Origin of the sequence: Streptomyces sp. NPDC059816 (genome assembly GCF_042732055.1) — a bacterium.
In the GTDB taxonomy this organism is placed as follows: domain Bacteria; phylum Actinomycetota; class Actinomycetes; order Streptomycetales; family Streptomycetaceae; genus Streptomyces.
In genome coordinates this window covers 1-20102 of sequence record NZ_JBHWIQ010000023.1, presented here as the reverse complement: position 1 = coordinate 20102, position 20102 = coordinate 1, and the positions used below count along the sequence as shown (strand labels likewise).

Genomic DNA, 20102 nt, shown 5'->3' with positions numbered 1-20102 from the left:
GGAGGAGTCACGGGGTAGGTCGGCCTCCTCCACGGCGCCCGGTCCGGACGTGCTCGGCCGGATGCCGGCCTGGCACGTGTCAGACGGACACGACGGCCTTGTTCCTCATCAGGAAGTCACCGACGTAGTCCTCGTGGGGCAGGTTCCCGTCGCTGTGCACGGTGGGGGCGTTGACGTGGACGTTGCGCACGCTCGGGTCGCGCAGCAGCGCACCGATCAGGTCCTCGTCCCGGGTGACGGCGTTGACGACCAGTGAGTCACGGAGCGGACCGATGCCGTCCGCCGCGGTCCAGGGGGCCACCCAGACGCAGGGGAAGGGCAGTTCGGTGGCGAGGAGCCGGTCCTGGGGGTCCGCGACGGCGAACACCGCCGGGCCGAGCACCACACCGCCGTCGGGATGGACGGTGGTCACCTCCTGGAGGGGGATCAGCGGGCGTGCGTGGGAGGCGTGGCGCTCCAGGTACCCGATCAGCGCGTCCGCCGACTCACGGGACACCCGGGGGCCGAGGTGCCGGGGGGTGGTCTGGTGTACGCCGGCGCGAGCGCGCAGCACCGCCGCGAGGTCACGGGCGAACTGTTCGTGGTCACCCTCCACCAGCACCGCGGTGGTGTTCACGCAGGCGGAGCCGGACAGGGCGCTCACCGAGTCGGCCACGGCGGCGAGGGTCGCCGGGGAGAGGCGGTCACGGGCGACGAGCGTCTTGGAGCGGCCCGGTCCGCCGACCTTGACGGTCGGTGAGGAGCCGTAGGCGTTCGCGATCTCGTCGCCGCCGTAGGCGAGACCGAGGTCGGCGCGGCGCAGCAGGGTGGACACTCCCCCGTGCGTGGTCGGGAGGTACACCGCGGCGGTGTCCGGGAAGCCCGCCGCCCGGAGCGCCTCGATGACCCGGTGGGCGGTGAAGGGTTCGCGGCGCGAGGGGCGCACCGCTACGCGGTACCCGAGGGCCAGCGCCTGGAGCCAGCCGTTCTGGATCGTGGGCGTGTTGCCGGAGAGCACGGCGGCGAGCGTCTCGCCCCGTCGGGTCCACACGCCGCTGCCCGTTCCGTCGGCGGCCTCCTGCCAGGTGCGGACCGAGCCGTGGGGCCGGGCGCGGTCGGCCCGGTCGGGCGCTTGTGCGATGGCCGCGGCGACGGCGCGACCCAACTCCTCGGTGAGCGGGACGTTGTGTCCGGACACGCGGTTGACGTACGCGCAGTGTTCCGCGAACGAGAGTCCGCCGAGGACGTCGTCCAGGAACCGCCGGGACGCCTCGACGAGCCTGGCGGCGCGTTCCCGGGCGGGTAGCGGGGCGGCGGCGGCCTGGGCCCGGACGCTCTGCGAGAGGAGCAGGTCGGGGCTGAGCGACAGGGAGGCCAGCGGGGAACCGTCGAGGGCGTGGACGGTCTCCCGGGCCCGGGTGCTGAGCCGTCCCCGGTGCGTCAACAGCGGCAGTTCCAGGACGTCTTCGGCCGGCCGGGCGGCGCGGGACGGGACGCGGGAGGGGGCCCCCATCTAGTACACCCCCTGGATGACCGGCTCCCCGTCGAACGCGGCGAGCGGTCGTGGCGAGCCGAGGGCGTCCCCGACGGCCCCTTCGGGTGCGGGCACCCGGATCGCCGAGTCCCGTTCCACGTTGTTGGGGATGAAGACCCCGCTGCTGATGTGCGTCATGCGCACCTGTCCCCGTTCCCCGTACGCCACGGGGAGCCGGGTCTCGGGGTCGACGACGGCGAAGACCACGAACGGGGAGTAGCCGTCGTAGACGGTGTCGGAGGCGTCCTCGGTGGGGCGTGCCCGTGCGGTGGTGAGGACCATGGTGCTGCCGTAGATGTTCTGGATCACCGTGTCGGGCAGGGCGTCCGCGATGAGGTCGTACGTGTCGTCGTCGAGGTGCGCTCCGGCGAAGGCCAGGTACTTCAGGCTCCCCCGCAGCCGGTCGGCGAGTTCGTGGTGGAGGAGCAGTTCGGAGAAGATCGGTGGGGTGGTCGTGATGGCGGCGATGTCCTGGCTGCGTATGACGTGGCCGAGCTGGTCGACCAGGTGAGCGAGGTACGGGTCGGGGCTGTCGCCCGCGGCGATCAGTTTCTTCACCCAGCGCGGGTCGAGGTCCACGGTGTGCAGGACGGACCCCAGGGCCTTCGCCTGGAGGCGGGTGGTGTGTCCGAAGGCGTGCGGGCCCGAGGGCATCGCCACCAGCCACGGCCTGCCGCTGGGGAAGCCCGCCTCGCGCAGTTCGGCGGTCTTCCAGTCGAGGGCCCGGCGCACCCAACGTTCGGTGTAGGGCAGACGTTTGGGCGCGCCCGTGGTGCCGCCGGTCTCGAACACGGAGGGGACGGGTTCGTGCGCCAGTCCCTGGGGGACGAGGTCGGCGACGGGCCGGTCCCGCAGGTGCTCGGCGATGTCGGGGAACCTGGCGAGGTCGGCGTAGGAGCGGATGTCGGTGAGGGGGTCGAAGTCGAGCGTCTTGGCGAGCTCCAGCCACAGCGGTGAGCCGGTTTCGGGCGAGAAGTGCCAGTCCAGCGCGGCCTGCAGGTACGCGTCGGGGTCGATCGTCGCGGAGTCTTCGAGGGCGAGGAACGGAGCGGTCATGGGGTACTCCTTGTCGGGGGCCGGCGTCGGCTCATACGAACCAGCTGCCCAGGACCCGCGCGGTCTGTTCGGGGTTGAGACGGGGGTCCAGCAAGGTCCGGTAGCGGGCCGGTTCGTGCGGCTCGTGGCCGTCCTGGGTGCACTCGTGGACGTCCTCGGGCGTGGCCTCCAGGTGGAGTCCGGCAGGGCGGTGGCCGGCGTCGACGAGGATGCGCTGGAACTGCGTCAGCTCGTCGACGATGTGCTCGACGTGACGGGTCTTGAACCCGTGGGTGCCGGTGACCGTGTTGCCGTGCATGGGGTCGCTGATCCAGTGCACGTTCTCGACCCGGCTGTGCACGCTCCGTACGAGGGCGCCCAGTTGCTCGATGTTCCGGTGTCCCATGCGGGCGATGAAGGTGAGTTTGCCCGGCTCGTCACGGGGGTTCAGCCGGACCGCCAGCTCCGCCGCCTCGTCCGGCGAGAGGTCGGGGCCGACCTTCACGCTGACGGGGTTGCTCAGGGTGGCCGCGACGGCGATGTGCGCCCCGTCGGGCTGTCGGGTGCGGGCGCCGATCCACGGCCAGTGGGTGGTGGCGAGGTGGTGCCCCGACTCGCCCCGGCGGAGGAACCGCAGTTCGTAGTCGAGCAGGAGCATCTCGTGGCTGGTCCAGATCGGATCGAGGTTCGCGGTCGCCCGGTGGTGGTCCGCGATGGCCGCGTAGGAGGTCTGGGCGGCGGCGTGGGCCTGGGCGATGCGGGCCGGTGCGGGTCTGCGCGACTTCCGGTCGGGACGGGGGGAGTTGACGATGGGGCCGCGGTAGCTGGGCAGGCTCACTCCGCCCACCACCTCGTGGTCCTGGGAACGGGGCTTGGCGTACTGGCCGGCGAGGCGCCCGACGCCGATGACGTGGCGCCCGGTGTGCGTCCGTAGGTGTGACCGGAAGTGGGTGAGGAAGGCGATCATGCTGCGGGTGTCGGCGTCCACGTCGTGGTCGATGTCCTCGACGCAGTGGCCGAGTTGCAGGATCAGCCCTCCTCCGGCATCCAACTGGGCCAGTTCACTGCGGAGTTCGGTGACGGACCCGGGGCTGACGAGGTCCTGGGGAGCAAGCGCGCGCAGGGTGGCCCGCAGAGCTTCGCGGTCGGGCCAGTCGGGCTGTTGGCGTGCGGGGAGCCCGCGGAATCGGTCCCAGTTCGTCTCTGCGAGTGCGTGGCTGTCGAGTCCGGTGGTGGGTCCGGTCATGGAAGTCATCCTTCGGGATCGGGGTGGTGGCCGCCGGCGGGTCGGGGGCGTGCACGGGAGGTGGTCCACACGCATCCGTTGCCGCTCGGGCCCTCGGTCAGTTCGTGTGCGGCGCGCAGTCCCTTCTTGGTGATCATTCCGGTCGTCGCCGGCACGCAGTACTCGCACGGGGACCGGAGGGTCAAGGTGACACCGCGTTCGCGGGCCAGTTCGCGGTACTCCCAGATGGCGCAGCGCGAGATGCGCAGCACGGCGCGCTCGGGTCCGTTCTCGACCCACTCGGTGTCGGAGCCGTAGAGGTCCGCCTGGGCGTTGAGCCGTTCCAGCGGAACGACGGCGTCGTGCTTGGGGGCGGGGTCGACGGCCGCGTAGATGGTGCTGTTGGACGCCGCCCAGGAGGCGAGGTCGTCGAGGCCGAAGTGGCCCACGACGAACTTCTCCATCAGGGCCTGCCCGCGGAAGAACGCCGCCTTCCACTCCTCTTCCCCCTCGCCCTGAGGCAGCCCCTCGAAGATGGCGTGCTTGACCCTCAGGAGGTCCTGCATGTGCAGCCCCGCCCGGGCTTCGACGACGAACCGGGTCAGGCCGGCCTCCCCCTCGAACAGGCGGCGTTTCCACAGGGCGGTGCGTGCGCCGTCGGGGGGTGTCTCCTCGGGTGGCACTGCGCGCGTGTCCGCGTCGACGGTGGACGCCCGCTTGCAATCGGTCATGCGTGGCTACCTCTCCTGATTCCTGGACGTGCTCTGCGGGTGGACGGATCGCACGCGCCCGGGTGTCCCGACGGGCCCGTCGGGACACCGGAGCGTTCCGGGTGGGCAGCCGGGCCCTAGGGGCGCGGGAAGGAGCCCGTGGTGGCCGGTCGGCGGTGCGCAGCGCTGTGCGGGGCCGGGGTGCCGCTGCCCCGCAGTCGGGGGACGACTCCTTCGCAGAGCGCGTCGAAGTCGTTGCCGAGGATCAGTTGGAAGCCGTCGACACCGCCCTCGTCGTACCACCGGCGCATCTCGTCCCCGATCTGCTCGGGGGTGCCCACGAACCGTGCGTGCTCGGCGAGGCCGACCGCCTCCGCCGCGAACTCCCCGACGGTCCGGCCGCCCGCCCGGGCGAGGTCCCACAGCGGCAGGTAGCGCGAACCGTGCGTCGCGAAGACCTCGTCGGGGTCCTCGGGAAGCACCTGGGCGGGCAACCGGTCGGCCGGACCGAGGCCGTCCAGGTGCAGCCCGGGGTACCGTGCCCGTACTTCGTCGAGTGCGAGCCGCCCGCCGTGGGCGCCGGCGTGCGCGCGCTGGGCGCGGAGCAGCCGTTCGGCCTCGTCCTCGGTGCCGACGACGTGCACGTAACTGCCGGGCAGCAGGGCGACCGCGTCCTCGGGTCGTCCGGCTGCCCGTGCCTCGCGGCGGAGGATGCGTCGTAGTTCCTGCGCCGCGCCGAGGGTGGCGGTTCCCGCGAAGACGCCGTCGGCGGTGCGGGCGGCCAGCCGTAGCCCTTCGAGTGACGAGGTGGCCTCCAGGGTGAACGGGAACGCGGGCGAGTAGGGCGCCATGTCGATGGGGCCGGTCTGGTCGTAGAACTCGCCGTGGTGGGTGACGTCCGTGATGAGGTCCTCGCGGACGAAGCGGTCCGTCGCCCGGTCGGGCCGGTTCGCCGCCGGCGGCCAGCTCGCCCACAGCTGTCGGGCTACCTGGATGAACTCCTCGGTCTGGACGTGGCGTCGGTCCCGGGGCACTTGGCGCTGGACGCCGAGGGCCGTGCCCGACCGGAAGGACGACACCACGTTGACCCAGGCCCGCCCGGCGGATATCCGGTCCAGGCTGGCGAGGCTGCGCGCGAACGCGGAGGGGTGCGTGTACATCGTGGAGACGGTCGGCATCACCGCGATCCGGGTGGTGGCGCTGGCGATCAGCGCCGCCATCTGGAACGGCTCGAACACGGTCAGCGGAGGACCCGCGCGCAGCCCGGCACGGTTCACTCCGGAGAAGTCGGCCTGGAACAGGGCGTCGACTCCTGCGGCCTCCGCCTGCTGGGCGGCCCGCAGGAAGGTGTCCACCCGGAACGGGGAGTCGGCGCGGCCCGCCGCCGTCCGCCAGTCCCGACTCGTGGGCAGGTACTGCGCGTTGAGCAGCACCGTCGGGCCGCGTCCGGTCTGTCGTGGGGGCCCGGCCGCCGAGGTGGCGGCCGGTGACGAGGTTGACATCTTTCCCTCTCGCTGTGGGGTCCGTTCGGGTGTTGCGCGGGTCAGTTCTTCTTGACGCGGTGGAAGATCGGCTCCCACGAGTTGACGGGGAACGTCAGCTCCTTGACGTTCGTCCGCGCCAACAGGACCTGCGCGGAGTCGAACAACGGAATGCCGTACGCCTGCTTGAGGATCCTGGTCACCGCGTCGTCGACCAGGGCGCGGCGCTTCGCCGGGTCGGCGGTGGCGGCCTGTCGGGCGAGGAGCGAGTCGACGGCCGGCCGGGGGGCCTGCCCGTCCCAGGGTGCGAGCTCGGTGTGGTAGAAGGCGGCGATGCCGTCGGCGTCGCCGCGGCTGGCTCCCTGGTAGACGGCGAGTTGCCAGTCACCGGACTTGCGGAGGTCGGCCTGTTCCGCCTCGGACACCCGGTTGAGCTCGACCGCGATGCCGAGGTCGGCGAGGTTGTCCTTCACGTACTCCCAGCCCGAAGCGGCGGTGCCGATGTCGGTGCCGGCGAAGGTCAGTGACACCTTCAGTCGGCGGCCGTCCTTGACCCGCACGCCGTCGTCGCCCTTCTTCCAGCCGGCCCGGTCGAGGAGCCCCCGGCTGTGGTCGGGGTCGTGGCGGAGCAGATCGCTGTGGTCCTCGTAGGACGGGTGGCCGCGGGAGACCACGTTGGTGGCGGGTTCGACGCCCTCGCCGTAGAAGGTTTCGACGAACTCCTTGCGGTCGATGCCGTGTTGGATGGCCTGACGTACGGCCGGGTCGGAGAGGACCGGGTCGGCCGTGTTGGCGACGAAGGTGTTCACCACGCCGCGGTTGGCGGCGAGCACGGTGGTGACGCCGCTCTGCTTCTCGGCCTGGGCGAGTCCCGTCTCGGTCATCGAGTAGGCGAGGTCGTACTCCCCGGACACGACGCCGGCGGCCCGCAGGCTCTCCTCGGGCACGATCTGGACGGTCACCCGCTCCAGCGCGGACGCGCCCTTGCGTCCGTACGTCTCGGGGGCCCAGTCGTAGTCCTTGCGCTGGACGTACTCGACGCGTTCGTCCTGGACGGCCTCGTCCAGCACGAAGGGTCCCGAGCCGACGGTGCCCTCCGCGCAGCGCTCCTTCGGGCTCTTCGCCAGGGACTCGGGGGCGATGATCCCGAACTGGCCCTCGCTGTTGGCCTGGAGGAAGCCGGCGTTGGGCTCCTTGAACTCGATGCGCACCTTCCGCCCGTCGACGGCCCGGGCCCGTTCGTATCCGCGCAGGTAGGCGCCGGGGGTCTGGGAGACGCCCTGCTCTGCCAGGTCCCAGAGCTTTTCGAAGTTGTCCGCGACGACCTGTGCAGTCAGCTTCTCGCCGTTGCTGAAGGTCACTCCGTCACGGATCGTGAACTCGTAGGCGCGCCCGCCGTCCAGGGTCTTCCAGGACTCGGCCAGATACGGTTCGAGCTGGCCGGTGGTGGGGTCCTCGCTGAGCAGGGTGTCCAGCACCTGTCGGCCGAAGAGCGCGAACGGGTTGGACTGCGCGTAGTCGAAGCAGGTCGGGTACCAGCCGTACGCCACGCGCAGATGGGTCGTGTCCGTGTCGCCGGAGGAGGCGTCGACTCCGGCGGAGCAGCCCGTCAGGAGGAGGGTTGCTGCTCCGGTGGCGGCGAGCAGGCGCGTCAGGGGCGCGCGGGTCATGGTGAAGGTGTCCTGTCTGGAGAGGTAAGAGAGGTAGGCGAGGTGAGAGAGGTAGTGGTGAGAGAGGTCAGAGGAGCGGAGGGGACGGCGGGGTCGGAATCGGTGGACGGACGGGCCGTGGTGTGGTCGGCGGGCGGAGCGAGCCGGAGCGCGGGGACCGCGTCCAGCAGGGCCCGGGTGTGCGGACTGGTGGGGGCTTCGAACACGGCCTCGGTGGGGCCGCGTTCCTCGACCCGTCCCCGGTGCATGACCAGCACCTCGTCGGCGACGGCGCGGACCACCCCGAGGTCGTGGGAGACCAGGAGGTAGGCCATGCCGCGGCGGGCCTGGAGCTCGCCGAGGAGTTCCAGCAGGGCGAACTGCACGGCCTGGTCGAGCGCCGAGACGGGTTCGTCGAGCACGACGACGTCCGGGTCGAGGGCGAGCGCCCGGGCGATCGCCACCCGCTGCAACTGTCCGCCGGACAGCTGGGTGGGGCGGCGGTCGGCGAGGTCCGCGGGCAGGTCGACCTGTTCGAGGAGTTCCCGGGCGCGCTGGGCGCGCCACCGCTTGGTGCCGACGCCGTGTGCTTCCAGCGGTTCCGTGACGGCGCGGCCGACGGCCAGCGACGGGTTCAGGCTGCGTGCGGGGTTCTGGTAGACGAGCTGCACCCGGCGGGCGAACTCCGCCCGGGCCCGTCGGACGGGGCGCAGTTCCTGACCGTCGAGGAGCACGGTGCCGCTGTCGGCGGCTTCGAGTCCGGTCAGCAGCCGCAGCAGGGTGGACTTCCCCGCCCCCGACTCGCCGACGATCGCGACGGTCTGCCCGCGGTGCAGGCCGAGGCTCACGTCCTGCACGGCGTGCACCCGCTCGTGGCCCCGTTCGCTGACGAACGACTTGCCGAGCCCGCGGGCTTCGAGCACGGGCGGTGGCGCGTCCTTCGCGACCTGCGCCGCGGGGCGGGCCGGCAACCTGCTGGGCTGGGAGGTCAGCAGTTGTCGGGTGTAGGCGTCCTGCGGGTCGCCGAGGACCTGCTGGGTCGGCCCGGACTCGACGACGCGGCCGTACCGCATCACCAGGACGTGGTCGGCGCGTTCACCGGCCACCGCGATGTCATGGGTGACCAGCAGCATCGACAGGTCCCGGCTCTCCCGCACCTCGTCGAAGAGGTCCAGTACCCGCCGCTGGACGGTGGCGTCCAGGTTGGAGGTCGGTTCGTCGGCCAGCAGCAGACGCGGCTCGCCGATCAGGGCGAGGGCGATCAGGATGCGTTGCCGCTGTCCTCCGGACAGTTCGTGCGGGTACTGGCGCAGGCGCAGCTCCGGCCGGTCGACGCCGACGGCTTCGAGCGCGGCGACGGTCCGGGCGCGGCTCTCCTCCTTGTCGATGAGGCGCAGGAAGTGCCGGTACAGCTCGGCGAACTGCGCGCCGATCCGCATCAGCGGATCGAGCGAGCGGATCGGGTCCTGGGGGACGAGTCCCACCGACCGGCCGCGCAGGGACCGGGGGTCGGTGACCCGGCGGAGTTCGCCGGTGGCGTCCTGGAACTCCAGCCGGGCGAAGTCGACCCGGGCGGTGCGCGCCGCGATGCCGAGGAGCGCGTGCAGGGTCGTGGACTTGCCGGAGCCGGACTCACCGACGAGGGCGACCGCGCGTCCCGGCGGGACGGTGACCGACAGGTCGTCGACGGCGACCGTAGCGGCGCGTCCCCGGCTTCCGGGGTAGGCCACCCGGAGCCCTTCGAGTCGGAGCAGGGGATCGGGCCCGGTCGTCGGCCGGGTGGGGGCGGTCATGCGAGCCCCGCTTCCGACGCGCCGAGCGCCCGTCCCAGGCGGTGCAGCGCGAGCACCACGCCCGCGAGCACCACACCGGGCAGTGTGGTGAGCCACCATGCCGTGGCGAAGTGGTTCCGGCCGCCGGCGATCAGGCTCCCCCACTCCGGGTCCGGCGGTTGGGTGCCGTATCCCAGGAAGCTCAGGGCGGAGACCGACAGCACCATCGTCGCCAACTCCAGTGCGCCCAGCGCGGTGATCGGTCCCCTGGCGTGGGGAAGGACGTGTCGCAGGAGGATGCGGTACCGGGGCAGTCCGAAGCCCTTGGCCGCCTCCACGAAGGTCTGGGCGCTGACGCGCAGCACCTCGGCACGGGTGACCCGGACCAGGGCGGGCACCGAGGCGATGCCGACGGCGACGGCGAGGTTGACCGGGCCGGTGCCCAGGCCCGAGACGATCAGCAGCGAGATCAGCAGGGAGGGCAGGGCGAGCAGGACGTCCACCGTGGCCATCAGCACCCGGTCCACGACGCCCCCGAAGTAGCCCGCGACCAGGCCGACCACGATGCTCAGGCCGAACGCGAAGGCCAGCGCGAGGAGCGCGATCGACAGACTGGCCTGGGTGCCGTGGACGACTCGGCTGAACAGGTCGCGGCCGAGTTCGTCGGTGCCGAAGAAGTGCTCGGCGGACGGGGGTTGCAGCCGTCGGGAGACGTCCTGGGCGTACGGGTCCGCAGGGGCGATGCTCCGGGGGAGCAGCGCGGCGACGGCCACCAGGCCGAGGGTGATCAGCGCCGCCCACGGAACGGAGGTCCGGGTCCGTGCCGGTGCGGGGGGAGCGGTCGTCGCGGTCATGCGGGCGCTCCCCCGCTGTGGTGGCGCGTCCTCGGGTCGAGGACCGGGTACAGCAGGTCGACGGCGAGGTTCACGGCGGCGAAGACCAGCGCGGCGAGCACCGCGATCGCCAGGATCACTGGGGCGTCCTGCGTCTCCACGGAGGACGCGAGCAGCCGGCCCAGGCCCGCCCGGGCGAACACCGTCTCGGTGATCACGGTGCCGACCAGTACTCCGCCGACGGTCAGTCCGGCGAGGGTCACGAAGGGCAGCAGCGCGTTGCGCACCACATGGGCGAGGTACACCCGGCCCCAGGGCAGCCCCCGGGCCCGGAGCAGTTCGACGAAGGCGGCCTGCTGGACGTCGTCGAGGCTGCGGACGAGGACGGCCGTCAACGACGCCGACACCGGGAAGGCCAGCGCGACCGCGGGCAGCACCAGGCCGGACAGGCCGGTTCCGCCCGCTGACGGCACCCATCCGAGGGTGAAGGAGAAGAGTTGCACCAGTAGCAGGCCCAGCCAGAACGCGGGGATCGAGGCGATCAGCGCCGGGACGTTCACCAGGGTGCGGTGCAGGAAGCCGTCGCGCCGCCAGGAGGTGGCCAGGGCGAGGGCGAGGGACAGCGGCACCGCGAGGACGAGGCCGCCGGCCGCGAGGCTGATCGTGTTCGGGGCCACCGCCGCGAGGACCTCCGGTACCGGCTTGCCCGATTGGAAGGAGGTGCCCAGGTCCCAGCGGAGGAGTTGCCCGAGCGTGTCGAGGTAGCGGACGAACAACGGCTGGTCGAGTCCGTACTCGGCGCGCAGCGCGGCGACCTGTTCCGCCGTGCCGCCGCCGGCCCCCGCGGACCGGCGTTCCAGCATGAGGGCGACCGGGTCGCTGGGCAGGGCGTAGAGCAGGAAGAACGACAGGGTGTAGACCGAGAACACCACGACCACGCCGTAGCCGCAGCGGCGCAGCACGTACGCGGCGGTGGTCCGGCTCGCGGGCGGCCGTTTCGGGGTGGTGTTCCCGGGTGGTGCCGGGTGCAGGGTTTTCGCCATGCCTCAGAACCTCAGGGACGCTTCGGTCAGGGCCGCGCGCAGCACCTGTTCGATGAAGGTGAACTCGGCTTCGCCGACGATGGCCGGGGGTGCCAGGAGGATCGCGGGGTCGCCCCGTTCGTCGAGCCGGGCGTGGAGTCCGCCCGCGCGGAGCGCCGGTGCCAGCAGTTCGTCCAGGAGGCGGCGGCGTTCGGGGGCGGTGAAGGGTTCCCGGGTGTGCTTGTCCTTGACCAGCACCACGCCCCAGAAGTAGCCGGCGCCGCGTACGTCGCCGACGATCGGCAGGTCGAGGAGTTTCTCCAGGGTGGTGCGGAACAGGTCCTCGTTCGCCCGGACGTTCTCGTTCAGCTTCTCGCGTTCGAAGATCGCGATGTTCTCCAGCCCGACGGCGGCGGCGACCGGGTGCCCACCGAAGGTGAGTCCGTGGACGAAGGTGTTCTCCTTCTTCGTGAACGGCTCGAACAGGCGGTCGCTGACGATCGTCGCGCCGGCGGGTATGTACCCGGAGGTGATGCCCTTGGCTCCGGTGATGATGTCGGGGGTGATCCCGTAGCGGTTGATCGCGAAGAAGTCTCCGATGCGGCCGAAGGCGGTGATGACCTCGTCGGCGACGAGGACCACCCCGTACCGGTCGGCGATCTCGCGGACCCGTTCGAAGTAGCCGCGGGGCGGCGGGATCGCGGCACCGGAGTTCTGTACGGGTTCGAGGAAGATCGCGGCGACGGTGTCCGGGCCTTCGAACTCGATCGCTTCGGCGATCCGGTCCGCGGCCCAGAGTCCGAACGCCTCCTCGTCGTCGCGCAGGTGCTCCGGGGCGCGGTAGATGTCGTTGGTGGGCACCTTGTGGGCGCCCGGTACGAGCGGTTCGAAGGGGGCCCGCAGTCCGGGCAGGGAGGTGATGGCCAGGGCGCCCTGGGTGGTGCCGTGGTAGGCGATCGTGCGGCTGATCACCTTGTGGCGGCCGGGCTGTCCGATGGCCTTGAAGTACTGCTTGATGAGTTTCCAGGCGGTCTCCACGCTCTCGCTGCCGCTGTTGGTGAAGAAGACCCGGTTGAGGTCGCCGGGGGCCCGTTCGGCGAGTGCCTCGGCCAGTTCCGCCGCGCGCGGGTGCACGGCGTTCCAGATGGGGAAGTAGTCGAGCTCGCGGATCTGTCGCGCGGCGGCCTCCGCGAGTTCGGGGCGTCCGTGGCCGGCGTTGACCGCGAACAGCCCGGAGAGGCCGTCCAGGAACCGGTTGCCCCGGTCGTCCCAGAGGTAGGCGCCTTCGGCGCGGGTGATGACGGGGACCTCGCCGCCGGCGGAGAGCTTCGCGTGGTTGGTGAAGTGCAGCCAGAGGTGGTCACGGGTCTGCTGCTGGATGTCAGAGGTGGACAAGGTCGCACTCCCAGGGTGTCGTTCCGTGGTGGACGAACAGCGGTGTACTCGTGGGTGGTTCGAGGGGTACGCGGGTGGTTCGAGCGGTAGGGGTGGAGTTCTAGATCGCGAGCTTCGGTGCGTACTGGCGCAGCCAGGAGGCGAAGTTGAGGACGACCTCGCCCTCGAAGTTGCTGACGAGGCCGTGTGACCTCGCCGCGTCGGTGAGGCCGCCGGGGGTCAGTACGTGCGGGGCGAAGATGTCCGCGAGCCCGTCCGGCGGGTCGGCGAGGACCTCGGTGAGCTGCCGGTCGAGCTGGCGCGAGTAGTCGGGGTCCGGAGTGGTCGGGTAGGGCGACTTCCGGCGCTCCAGCACACCGGGCGGGAGCAGGTCGGCCACCGCGTCGCGCAGGACGCCCTTCTCCCGACCGCCCGCGTTGTGGACGTGCCGGGACAGCGTCACCAGGTGTTCGACGATCCGGTGGTCGCAGAACGGGACCCTGACCTCCAGGCCGCCGGCCATGCTCAGTCGGTCGGTGCGGTCCAGCAGCATCGGCAGGAAGTAGGTGATGGCCAGGTGGATGATCTCCCGGTGGCGACGCTCCCGCGCACTGATCGACGGGTCGAAGGTGAGGCCACCGATCGCGGTGGCGTACTCGTCGCGCAGGTACTCGTCCAGCCGCAGTTGGCGTGCGAGCCCCGGATCGATGGTGCTGAGGACGCGCTGGTGCAGATAGCCGTGGGCGGGGCTGTCCGCCATCCACGGGAACGTCTGTGCCTCCACGGCCCGGGGTTCCTGGAACCACAGGTAGCCACCGAGGATCTCGTCGGCCGCCTCACCGGACAGGGCGACGGTCGCGTGTTCGCGGACCGCGCGGCACAGCAGGAGCAGGCTGGTGTCGAGGTCGCCGAAGCCGTTGGGCAGGTCCCGGGCGCGCACCGTGGCGTCCCGCACCGCGCCGCTGGCGAGCAGATGGCTGTCCAGCACGATGTTCGAGTGGCGCGAGCCGATGTGGTCCGCCGCTTCCCGCGCATAACGACGGTCCAGCGCGGAGCGCGAGTCGGTCGAGTCGGCGACGTCGGTGAAGTCCACGGAGAACGAACTCACCGGGGAGGTGCGCCCCGGCAGGCCGTTCGCGATGGCCGTGACCGCCGAGGAGTCCAGCCCGCCGGAGAGGAACGTGCACAGCGGCACGTCCGCGATCGTCTGTCGGGCGACCGCGTCGTGCAACAGCGTGCGCAGCCCCTCCACCGCCGAGTCGAGGTCGTCCGCCTGGGCCGGCCGACCGATGAAGTCACGGACGTCCCAGTAGCGAATCGTGCGAACGCCGTACCGGGAGAACTCCAGGACCTGTCCGGGCAGCACCTCCGAGATACCGCGGTACGGGTTGGTTCCGGGGAACTTCAGCAACGGCAGCACCAGTTGCCGCAGCCCGTCCTCGTCCACCGAAGTGACCACGTCGGGGTGGGCCAAGATCGCCTTGGCCTCGGAGCCGAAGATCAGACGGTCACCGTCGCGGTGGTAGTGCAGCGGCTTCACGCCCAGGTGGTCGCGCACCAGCCACAGCTTCTCTTCCCGGTCGTCCCAGATTGCGAAAGCGAAGATGCCGTTGAAGTGTTCGACGGCGCGCGCCCCCCACTCCACCCAGGCGGCGAGGACGACTTCGGTGTCGCTGGAGGTGCGGAAGCGGTGGCCCCGGGCGGCCAACTCCACCCGGAGTTCCCGGTGGTTGTACAGCTCGCCGTTGTAGGACAGGGCGAACCGGGCCTCGGGGCCCGACGGGGGGAACAGCATCGGCTGCTCACCGTTCTCGATGTCGATCACCGAGAGCCTTCGGTGGGCGATCACCGCCTGCCGGGAGAGCCACACACCGGAGCCGTCCGGGCCCCGGTGGACCTGCGCGTCGTTCATCTTCTCGGCAATGGCCCGGGCGTCCGGACCGAGTCCTGCCAGGTCAACCCAGCCGGCTATGCCGCACATGAAGGATCCTCTCGTTTCTCATGGCCCGCGAACCCGCAGAGGGGCTGGGGGTGCCGTGGCATCGGCACAGGGGGAACCGGTGAGTGTCGTGCGAGGCCCCTTAGGGGCGACGCCGTCCTTCGTCCGGCGTGAGCACGGGGGCGTCAAACACCGCAGGGCGGAGCTGACGCAGCGCGGGGCGACAACAGGACTCGTATCCGGGACCGGAGTTCCGCCCGGCGCGCGCATCGGTGGAGGTGGAACGGACCGGGACGCCGCCACCCGAGTGACGGGCGGTGGGGTGGTGGTGCGGCGCCCGCCCGGCTGACCAGGGGGGTGTACCTATGAGGGCGATGCCGTTCACCGTGGTGACTCCGAGTGCGTCAGTGCCGATGCGGCGCGATGAAGCGCGGCTGACCAGCAGAGATCGGGAACCGAACCGTGCAGAAAGGGGGTTCAGGCCCAACAACAGACGCACAGGAACGAGCCGCGGTGCACGCCGGATGGCGTGTCAGCGATGCGGTTCGGGGTGCTCATGCGGCGATGATCGCAGTGCATGATTGGCCGGCACAAGGACTTCCCTTGAGCTTTCCACAATGTGAGATGGCGGGGAATCAAGGGAGTTGGGGAGGGCGGGGAACGCCCCGTCACCTGCGCCGCGCGCACCCGCCGTACGCATCACGGCACCTCGAGAACGGGGCTCGCCCGGCATCCCTAGCCGACCTCTCCCAGCCACAACTGCCCAGGCCAACAGGGGAATCGGCTCACGCGGGAAGCCGCTCCGGAGTCCGCTCCCGGGCGAACTCCCCGTCCAACAGGCGTGCGAGAGCGACTAGTTGTCGACTACCACGATCGGTTCGCCACACCAGGGCCATCTGTGATGGTTCGTCAAGTCCGTCGATCAGCAGGTACTGCACATCGCTTCGGGTGGCACGCTCCGCCAATGGACGGCAGACCAACATCCCGTGCTCGCCCCCGGCGACCAGTGCCAGCCCCTCCTGAACGGTGGTGATCCCGGTGGTGGAACGGATCGGCGCACCCGCGGGGGTGGCGCGGGGCACCCGCGCCGCCATCCAGTAGTCGGGGGCGTCCCCGACGGGGTGGAGGACGTCCAGTCGGGCGAGTTCTTCGACCTGCACGCGCTGGGCCCCGGCCAGCGGGTGGGAGGTGGCGACGGCGAGCAGTCGGTCCTGCGGGGGGAAGCGGTAGCCGACGGTCAACGCGGTCTCGTTCACGGGGAGTTCCACGACGGCCGCGTCGAGCCGGCCGCTGAGCACTGCCGTGAAGGGCGACCCCAGGGGGATCTCGCTCAGCGCCATCGTGACGTCTTCCTGGGCCCGGAGCTTGCGGAACGCCTCGGTGACCTCCTCGTAGACGCTGCCGTGGAAGCCGATGCGCAGCTGACGCAGGGCGCCGCTGCTGGCGCGCTCACGGGCTTGGGTGATCACCGTCGTCAAGGTGTCGTAGGCGGGGCGCACCTCGTTGACGAACTGTGCGCCGAACCGACTGAGGGCCACGCTCCGACTGGTGCGGTCCACGAGCCGTACACCGACCCGGCGTTCGAGGGCGGCGACGAGTTGACTGACCCGGCTCTGCGAACACCCCAGCCGGGTGGCCGTCCGTCCGAAGTGCAGTTCCTCGGAGAGGACGAGCAGACACTCGATCTCCTGGATGTGGACCTGGTTCATCGCAGCCCCTTCAGCGTCCGTGATTGATTACCCTAGCTCATCGAACCTTGAGGAGATCGCTGTTGTTCCGGCCCCGGTGCGCTGCTTGATTGGTGGCATGGACGCGCATGCACCGGTGCCACGCACCGGCTCGGAACCGGATCGCACGACCCCCTGGCAATGGCTAGGGGTCCTGGTGTTGTCGTTGAGCACGTTCGTGGTCGTGACCTCCGAGATGTTGCCGGTGGGAGTGCTGACCCCGATGGCCGACGGGTTGGACGTCGCCCCGGGGACCGCCGGCCTCAGCCTGACCATCACCGGTCTGGTGACCGCGGTCACCGCCCCGGCCGTTCCCCGTCTGCTGGGTGCGCTCGACCGACGCGTGGTCCTCGCCGCGGCCATGGTGGTGCTGGCGGCGGGCAACGCCCTGAGTGCGGTGGCCCAGGGCTTCGGGCTGCTCGTGCTCTCCCGGGTCGTCCTGGGCCTCGGCATGGGAGCCGTGTGGGGCCTCTCGGCCGCGGTGGCGACCCGGCTCGTGGCCCAGCGCAACATCGCGCTGGCGGTGTCCTCCGTGGTCAGCGGGGTCGCGGCGGCCTCCGTCGTCGGCGTGCCGCTGGGCACCTTCGTCAGCAACGCGTTCAGTTGGCGCGTCGCCTTCGGCGCGCTCTCCGTCGCCGCGGTGGCACTCGCCGTGGGACTGGTACTGGTCCTGCCCCGGCTGCCCCGCCCGGCCGCGGCGCCCGGCTCGGACGAGCAGGGCCGTCACGAACCCCTCCTGCGGACCCCGGCAGTGGTGATCGGGCTGGTGCTGATCCTGTTCCTGGTCACCGCGCACTTCGCCGCCTACACCTATGTACGGCCCGTCCTCGAAGAACGCACCGAACTGTCGCCCGGCCCCATCGCCCTGGTGCTGCTGGTGTACGGCCTGTTCGGACTGGTCGGCAACTTCGCCGCCGGCGCCGTGGCGGCACGCCGTGCACTCGGCACGGTGCTCGGGCTGACGGCCGGCATCGGCGCGGCCATCGCCCTGCTCGCCCTCTTCAGCACCGTCTCCGTGCTCACCGGCATCAGCGTCGCACTGTGGGGTCTGGCCTACGGCGGGCTGTCCGTGGCCTGCCAGATCTGGATGACCCAGGCCGCGCCGCACCGCGTCGAGCACGTGACCGGACTCTACGTCGGCGTCTTCACCGCCGCCATCGCCCTCGGCGCCTTCCTCGGTGGCGTGGTCGTGGACACGGCCGGCATCAGCACGCTCCTGTGGGGCGCCGCGGCCCTCACAGCGGTGGCCTTCGCCGTCGGGTTCCTCTCCCCCGGCCGGACCTCACCGCCGCGCCCGGCCGACGACTCCCCCGCCGCGTCCCACCGGCCGACCGAAAGTCCGGCCGCCGCAGCACCGACCAGCACCTGAGCCGCCCCGTCGCCGGTCAGACCTCCCGGCGGGGGCATGGCGGTCCCCGGTCCGGGTGCCGGCCCCGGATGCAGTCCCGGTCCCGGTCGCACGGCCAGAACCGGGGCCGCCCGCCCCCGATCACGCTCCCGTTCCCGTTCCCGGGGCGAGCACTGCCGCCGCCGCACCGATGAGGCCCGCGTCCGTTCCCAACGATGCGGGGGTAACGGTCAGCGGGCGGGTGAACGGCAGGGTCGCGTACGCGGGCAAGGACCGGCGCAGGGGGGCGAACAACACCTCCCCCGCCTGGGCGACTCCCCCACCGACCACCGCGATGTCGATCTCCACCAGCGCCGCGGTCGCCGCGATGCCGGCGGCCAGCGCCCGCGCCGCCCGGTCGAACGCCTCCCGGGCGGCCGGGTCGCCGGCGCGGGCGGAGTCCGCGACGGAAGCAGCCGAGGCGTCGGCGCCGGGAGCCGGACACCAGCCGTTCGCGCGGGCACGCCGCACGATGCTCGGGCCGCTCGCGAGACCCTCCACACAGCCGCGCGCCCCGCACGGACACGGATCACCGTCGAGGTCCACACTGATGTGCCCGATGTGGCCGGCGTTACCTGTGGCTCCCTGATGCAGACGCCCGCCCAGAACGAGCCCGCCGCCGACCCCCGTGGACACCACCATGCACAACGCGTTGGCGTGTCCGCGCGCCGCGCCCTGCCAGTGCTCGGCGGCCGTCATCGCCACTCCGTCGCCGACCAGTCGGACGGGCAGCCCGCCGACCAGCCCGTGCACCCGCTCGACCAACGGGTAGTCCCGCCAGCCGGGAACGTTCACGGGACTCACCGTTCCCACCGCCGCATCCACCGGACCTGCGCTGCCGATGCCGATCGCCCGCACCCTCCGCCACAACGGGGACGCCGTCAGTTCACCGACGGTCTCCGCGACCGCCCGCAGCACGGTCGCACCGTCCCGGGCCGCCGGTGTCGGACGCCGGGCCCGGAGTCCGATCCGGCCCCGGCCGTCCACCAGCGCCGCGGCGATCTTCGTTCCGCCGATGTCGAGCGCGGCGACGAGGTCGGTGTGCATCCGAGTCGGTTTCTCCAGTCGGTTCACCAAGGAAAACAGTCGAAGCCCGTCGGGCAGTCTCACCCCATCTGACAACGTTGTCCAGGCTCTATGCTCGACGCCACGCGTTCGCCCTCCCTCGCAGAACACCCGTGTGACGACAGGACAGGACACCGCATAGTGACCGATACATCCCCCAGGATCGAGAATCGCTACGGCAATCGTCCGACCATGAAGGACGTCGCCGCGCGCGCGGGAGTCGGCCTCAAGACGGTCTCCCGCGTGGTCAACAGTGAGGCCGGGGTGACCCCCGAAACCGAGCGGCGGGTCCAGGAGGCCATCGACGCACTGGGGTTCCGCCGCAACGACAGCGCCCGCGTCCTGCGCAAGGGGCGCACCGCCAGCATCGGACTCGTTCTGGAGGACCTCGCCGACCCCTTCTACGGACCGCTGAGCCGCGCCGTCGAGGAGGTCGCCCGCACGTACGGGGCACTGCTCATCAACGGGTCGAGCGCCCAGGACCCGGAGCGTGAAAGGGAGTTGGTGCTCGCGCTGTGCGCACGGCGGGTGGACGGGCTGTTGGTCATACCCGCGGGGAACGACCACCGGTACCTGGAGCCCGAGATCAGAGCGGGCATCGCCACGGTGTTCGTGGACCGGCCGGCCGGCCGGATCGAGGCGGACGCCGTACTGTCGGACAGCTTCGGCGGCACCCGGGCCGGGGTGGCGCACCTGATCGCACACGGGCACCGAAGGATCGGATTCATCGGTGACCAACCGCGCATCCACACGGCGGCGGAGCGGCTACGGGGGTACCGGGCGGCGATGGCGGATGCGGGGATACCCGTTGCGGACTCCTGGATGTCGCTCGGCGTCACCTCGCCGGAACGGGTTCGGCTCGCGGCACGGGACATGCTGTCCGACGCCGATCCGGTCACGGCGGTGTTCGCGGGGAACAACCGCGTCACCGTGACGGTCGTACGGCTCCTCGCCGAGTGGCGGCGTCCCGTCGCCCTGGTGGGGTTCGACGACCTGGAACTGGCCGACCTCCTGGACCCGGGCCTCACCGTGGTGGCCCAGGACGCGGCGCTGCTCGGACGGACCGCCGCGGAGCGGCTGTTCGCCCGGTTGGAAGGGGCGGCGGGCTCGGCGCCGCCGGAGTGGGTCGAGTTGCCCACGCGGCTCTTGATACGAGGGTCGGGCGAGATACCCGGGGAGATCGGCTGAACGAACACGTGGCATGGGTCGGGCCCCCGTGACCGGTGGTGTGGTGCATGGTCGCGGGGGCCCGGACGGCTGTCGGCCCTGTCGGCCCTGTCGGCCCTGTCGTGCTGGGTGCGGGGCCCGGCCGTAAGACGAAGGCGGGTGTGGGGGGTGTCAGCCCTTGCGCTTGTTGATCTCCTCGGTGA

Annotated in this window: 15 protein-coding genes; 2 read left to right on the top strand and 13 right to left on the bottom strand. The window is 71.4% G+C overall.

Annotation, left to right across the window (positions count from 1 at the left end; all coding sequences use genetic code 11):
* Positions 1-79: 79 nt before the first annotated feature.
* From ACFV88_RS26620 to ACFV88_RS26565, 12 genes are all read right to left on the bottom strand, one after another.
* Positions 80-1492, bottom strand: a complete 1413-nt coding sequence (locus tag ACFV88_RS26620) for an aldehyde dehydrogenase family protein (protein WP_385494422.1) — start codon at positions 1490-1492, stop codon at positions 80-82.
* Positions 1493-2569 (bottom strand): AMP-binding protein, encoded by a 1077-nt coding sequence (locus tag ACFV88_RS26615; protein WP_385494421.1) that lies wholly within the window; start codon positions 2567-2569, stop codon positions 1493-1495. It lies immediately after the preceding gene.
* A gap of 31 nt (positions 2570-2600) precedes the next feature.
* Positions 2601-3794: a 3-deoxy-7-phosphoheptulonate synthase gene (locus ACFV88_RS26610; protein ID WP_385494420.1), complete on the bottom strand. Its 1194-nt coding sequence runs from the start codon at positions 3792-3794 to the stop codon at positions 2601-2603.
* Between the two features lie 5 nt (positions 3795-3799).
* Complete coding sequence (locus ACFV88_RS26605; RefSeq protein WP_385494419.1) at positions 3800-4504, bottom strand: hypothetical protein; 705 nt, start codon at positions 4502-4504, stop codon at positions 3800-3802.
* 116 nt (positions 4505-4620) lie between these two features.
* Positions 4621-5985, bottom strand: a complete 1365-nt coding sequence (locus ACFV88_RS26600) for an LLM class flavin-dependent oxidoreductase (protein ID WP_385494418.1) — start codon at positions 5983-5985, stop codon at positions 4621-4623.
* A 41-nt stretch (positions 5986-6026) separates the two neighbouring features.
* Positions 6027-7634, bottom strand: coding sequence for an ABC transporter substrate-binding protein (locus ACFV88_RS26595; RefSeq protein ID WP_385494417.1), 1608 nt, complete (start codon positions 7632-7634; stop codon positions 6027-6029).
* A complete protein-coding gene (locus tag ACFV88_RS26590; RefSeq protein ID WP_385494416.1) occupies positions 7631-9406 on the bottom strand; it encodes an ABC transporter ATP-binding protein in 1776 nt (591 codons plus the stop codon). The genes ACFV88_RS26595 and ACFV88_RS26590 overlap by 4 nt, the downstream gene beginning before the upstream one ends.
* Positions 9403-10239, bottom strand: a complete 837-nt coding sequence (locus tag ACFV88_RS26585) for an ABC transporter permease (protein ID WP_385494415.1) — start codon at positions 10237-10239, stop codon at positions 9403-9405. The genes ACFV88_RS26590 and ACFV88_RS26585 overlap by 4 nt, the downstream gene beginning before the upstream one ends.
* Complete coding sequence (locus ACFV88_RS26580) at positions 10236-11261, bottom strand: ABC transporter permease (RefSeq protein ID WP_385494414.1); 1026 nt, start codon at positions 11259-11261, stop codon at positions 10236-10238. Before ACFV88_RS26580 ends, ACFV88_RS26585 begins: the two co-directional genes overlap by 4 nt.
* Positions 11262-11264: 3 nt before the next feature.
* Positions 11265-12635 (bottom strand): aspartate aminotransferase family protein, encoded by a 1371-nt coding sequence (locus tag ACFV88_RS26575; RefSeq protein ID WP_385494413.1) that lies wholly within the window; start codon positions 12633-12635, stop codon positions 11265-11267.
* 100 nt (positions 12636-12735) lie between these two features.
* The gene (gene asnB / locus ACFV88_RS26570; RefSeq protein ID WP_385494412.1) at positions 12736-14595 is read right to left on the bottom strand and encodes an asparagine synthase (glutamine-hydrolyzing); all 1860 of its coding nucleotides are present in this window, start codon (positions 14593-14595) and stop codon (positions 12736-12738) included.
* 743 nt (positions 14596-15338) lie between these two features.
* Positions 15339-16262 carry a LysR family transcriptional regulator gene (locus ACFV88_RS26565; protein ID WP_385494411.1) on the bottom strand — a complete coding sequence of 308 codons (924 nt, stop codon included), beginning with the start codon at positions 16260-16262 and terminating at the stop codon, positions 15339-15341.
* Between the two features lie 175 nt (positions 16263-16437).
* Between ACFV88_RS26565 and ACFV88_RS26560 the strand changes: the two genes are divergently transcribed.
* Complete coding sequence (locus tag ACFV88_RS26560; RefSeq protein WP_385494517.1) at positions 16438-17649, top strand: MFS transporter; 1212 nt, start codon at positions 16438-16440, stop codon at positions 17647-17649.
* Between the two features lie 120 nt (positions 17650-17769).
* Here the strand turns inward: ACFV88_RS26560 and ACFV88_RS26555 are convergent, their stop codons facing one another.
* Positions 17770-18714 (bottom strand): ROK family protein, encoded by a 945-nt coding sequence (locus tag ACFV88_RS26555; RefSeq protein WP_385494410.1) that lies wholly within the window; start codon positions 18712-18714, stop codon positions 17770-17772.
* Between the two features lie 90 nt (positions 18715-18804).
* Between ACFV88_RS26555 and ACFV88_RS26550 the strand changes: the two genes are divergently transcribed.
* Positions 18805-19920: a LacI family DNA-binding transcriptional regulator gene (locus ACFV88_RS26550; RefSeq protein ID WP_385494409.1), complete on the top strand. Its 1116-nt coding sequence runs from the start codon at positions 18805-18807 to the stop codon at positions 19918-19920.
* Positions 19921-20102: the final 182 nt, after the last annotated feature.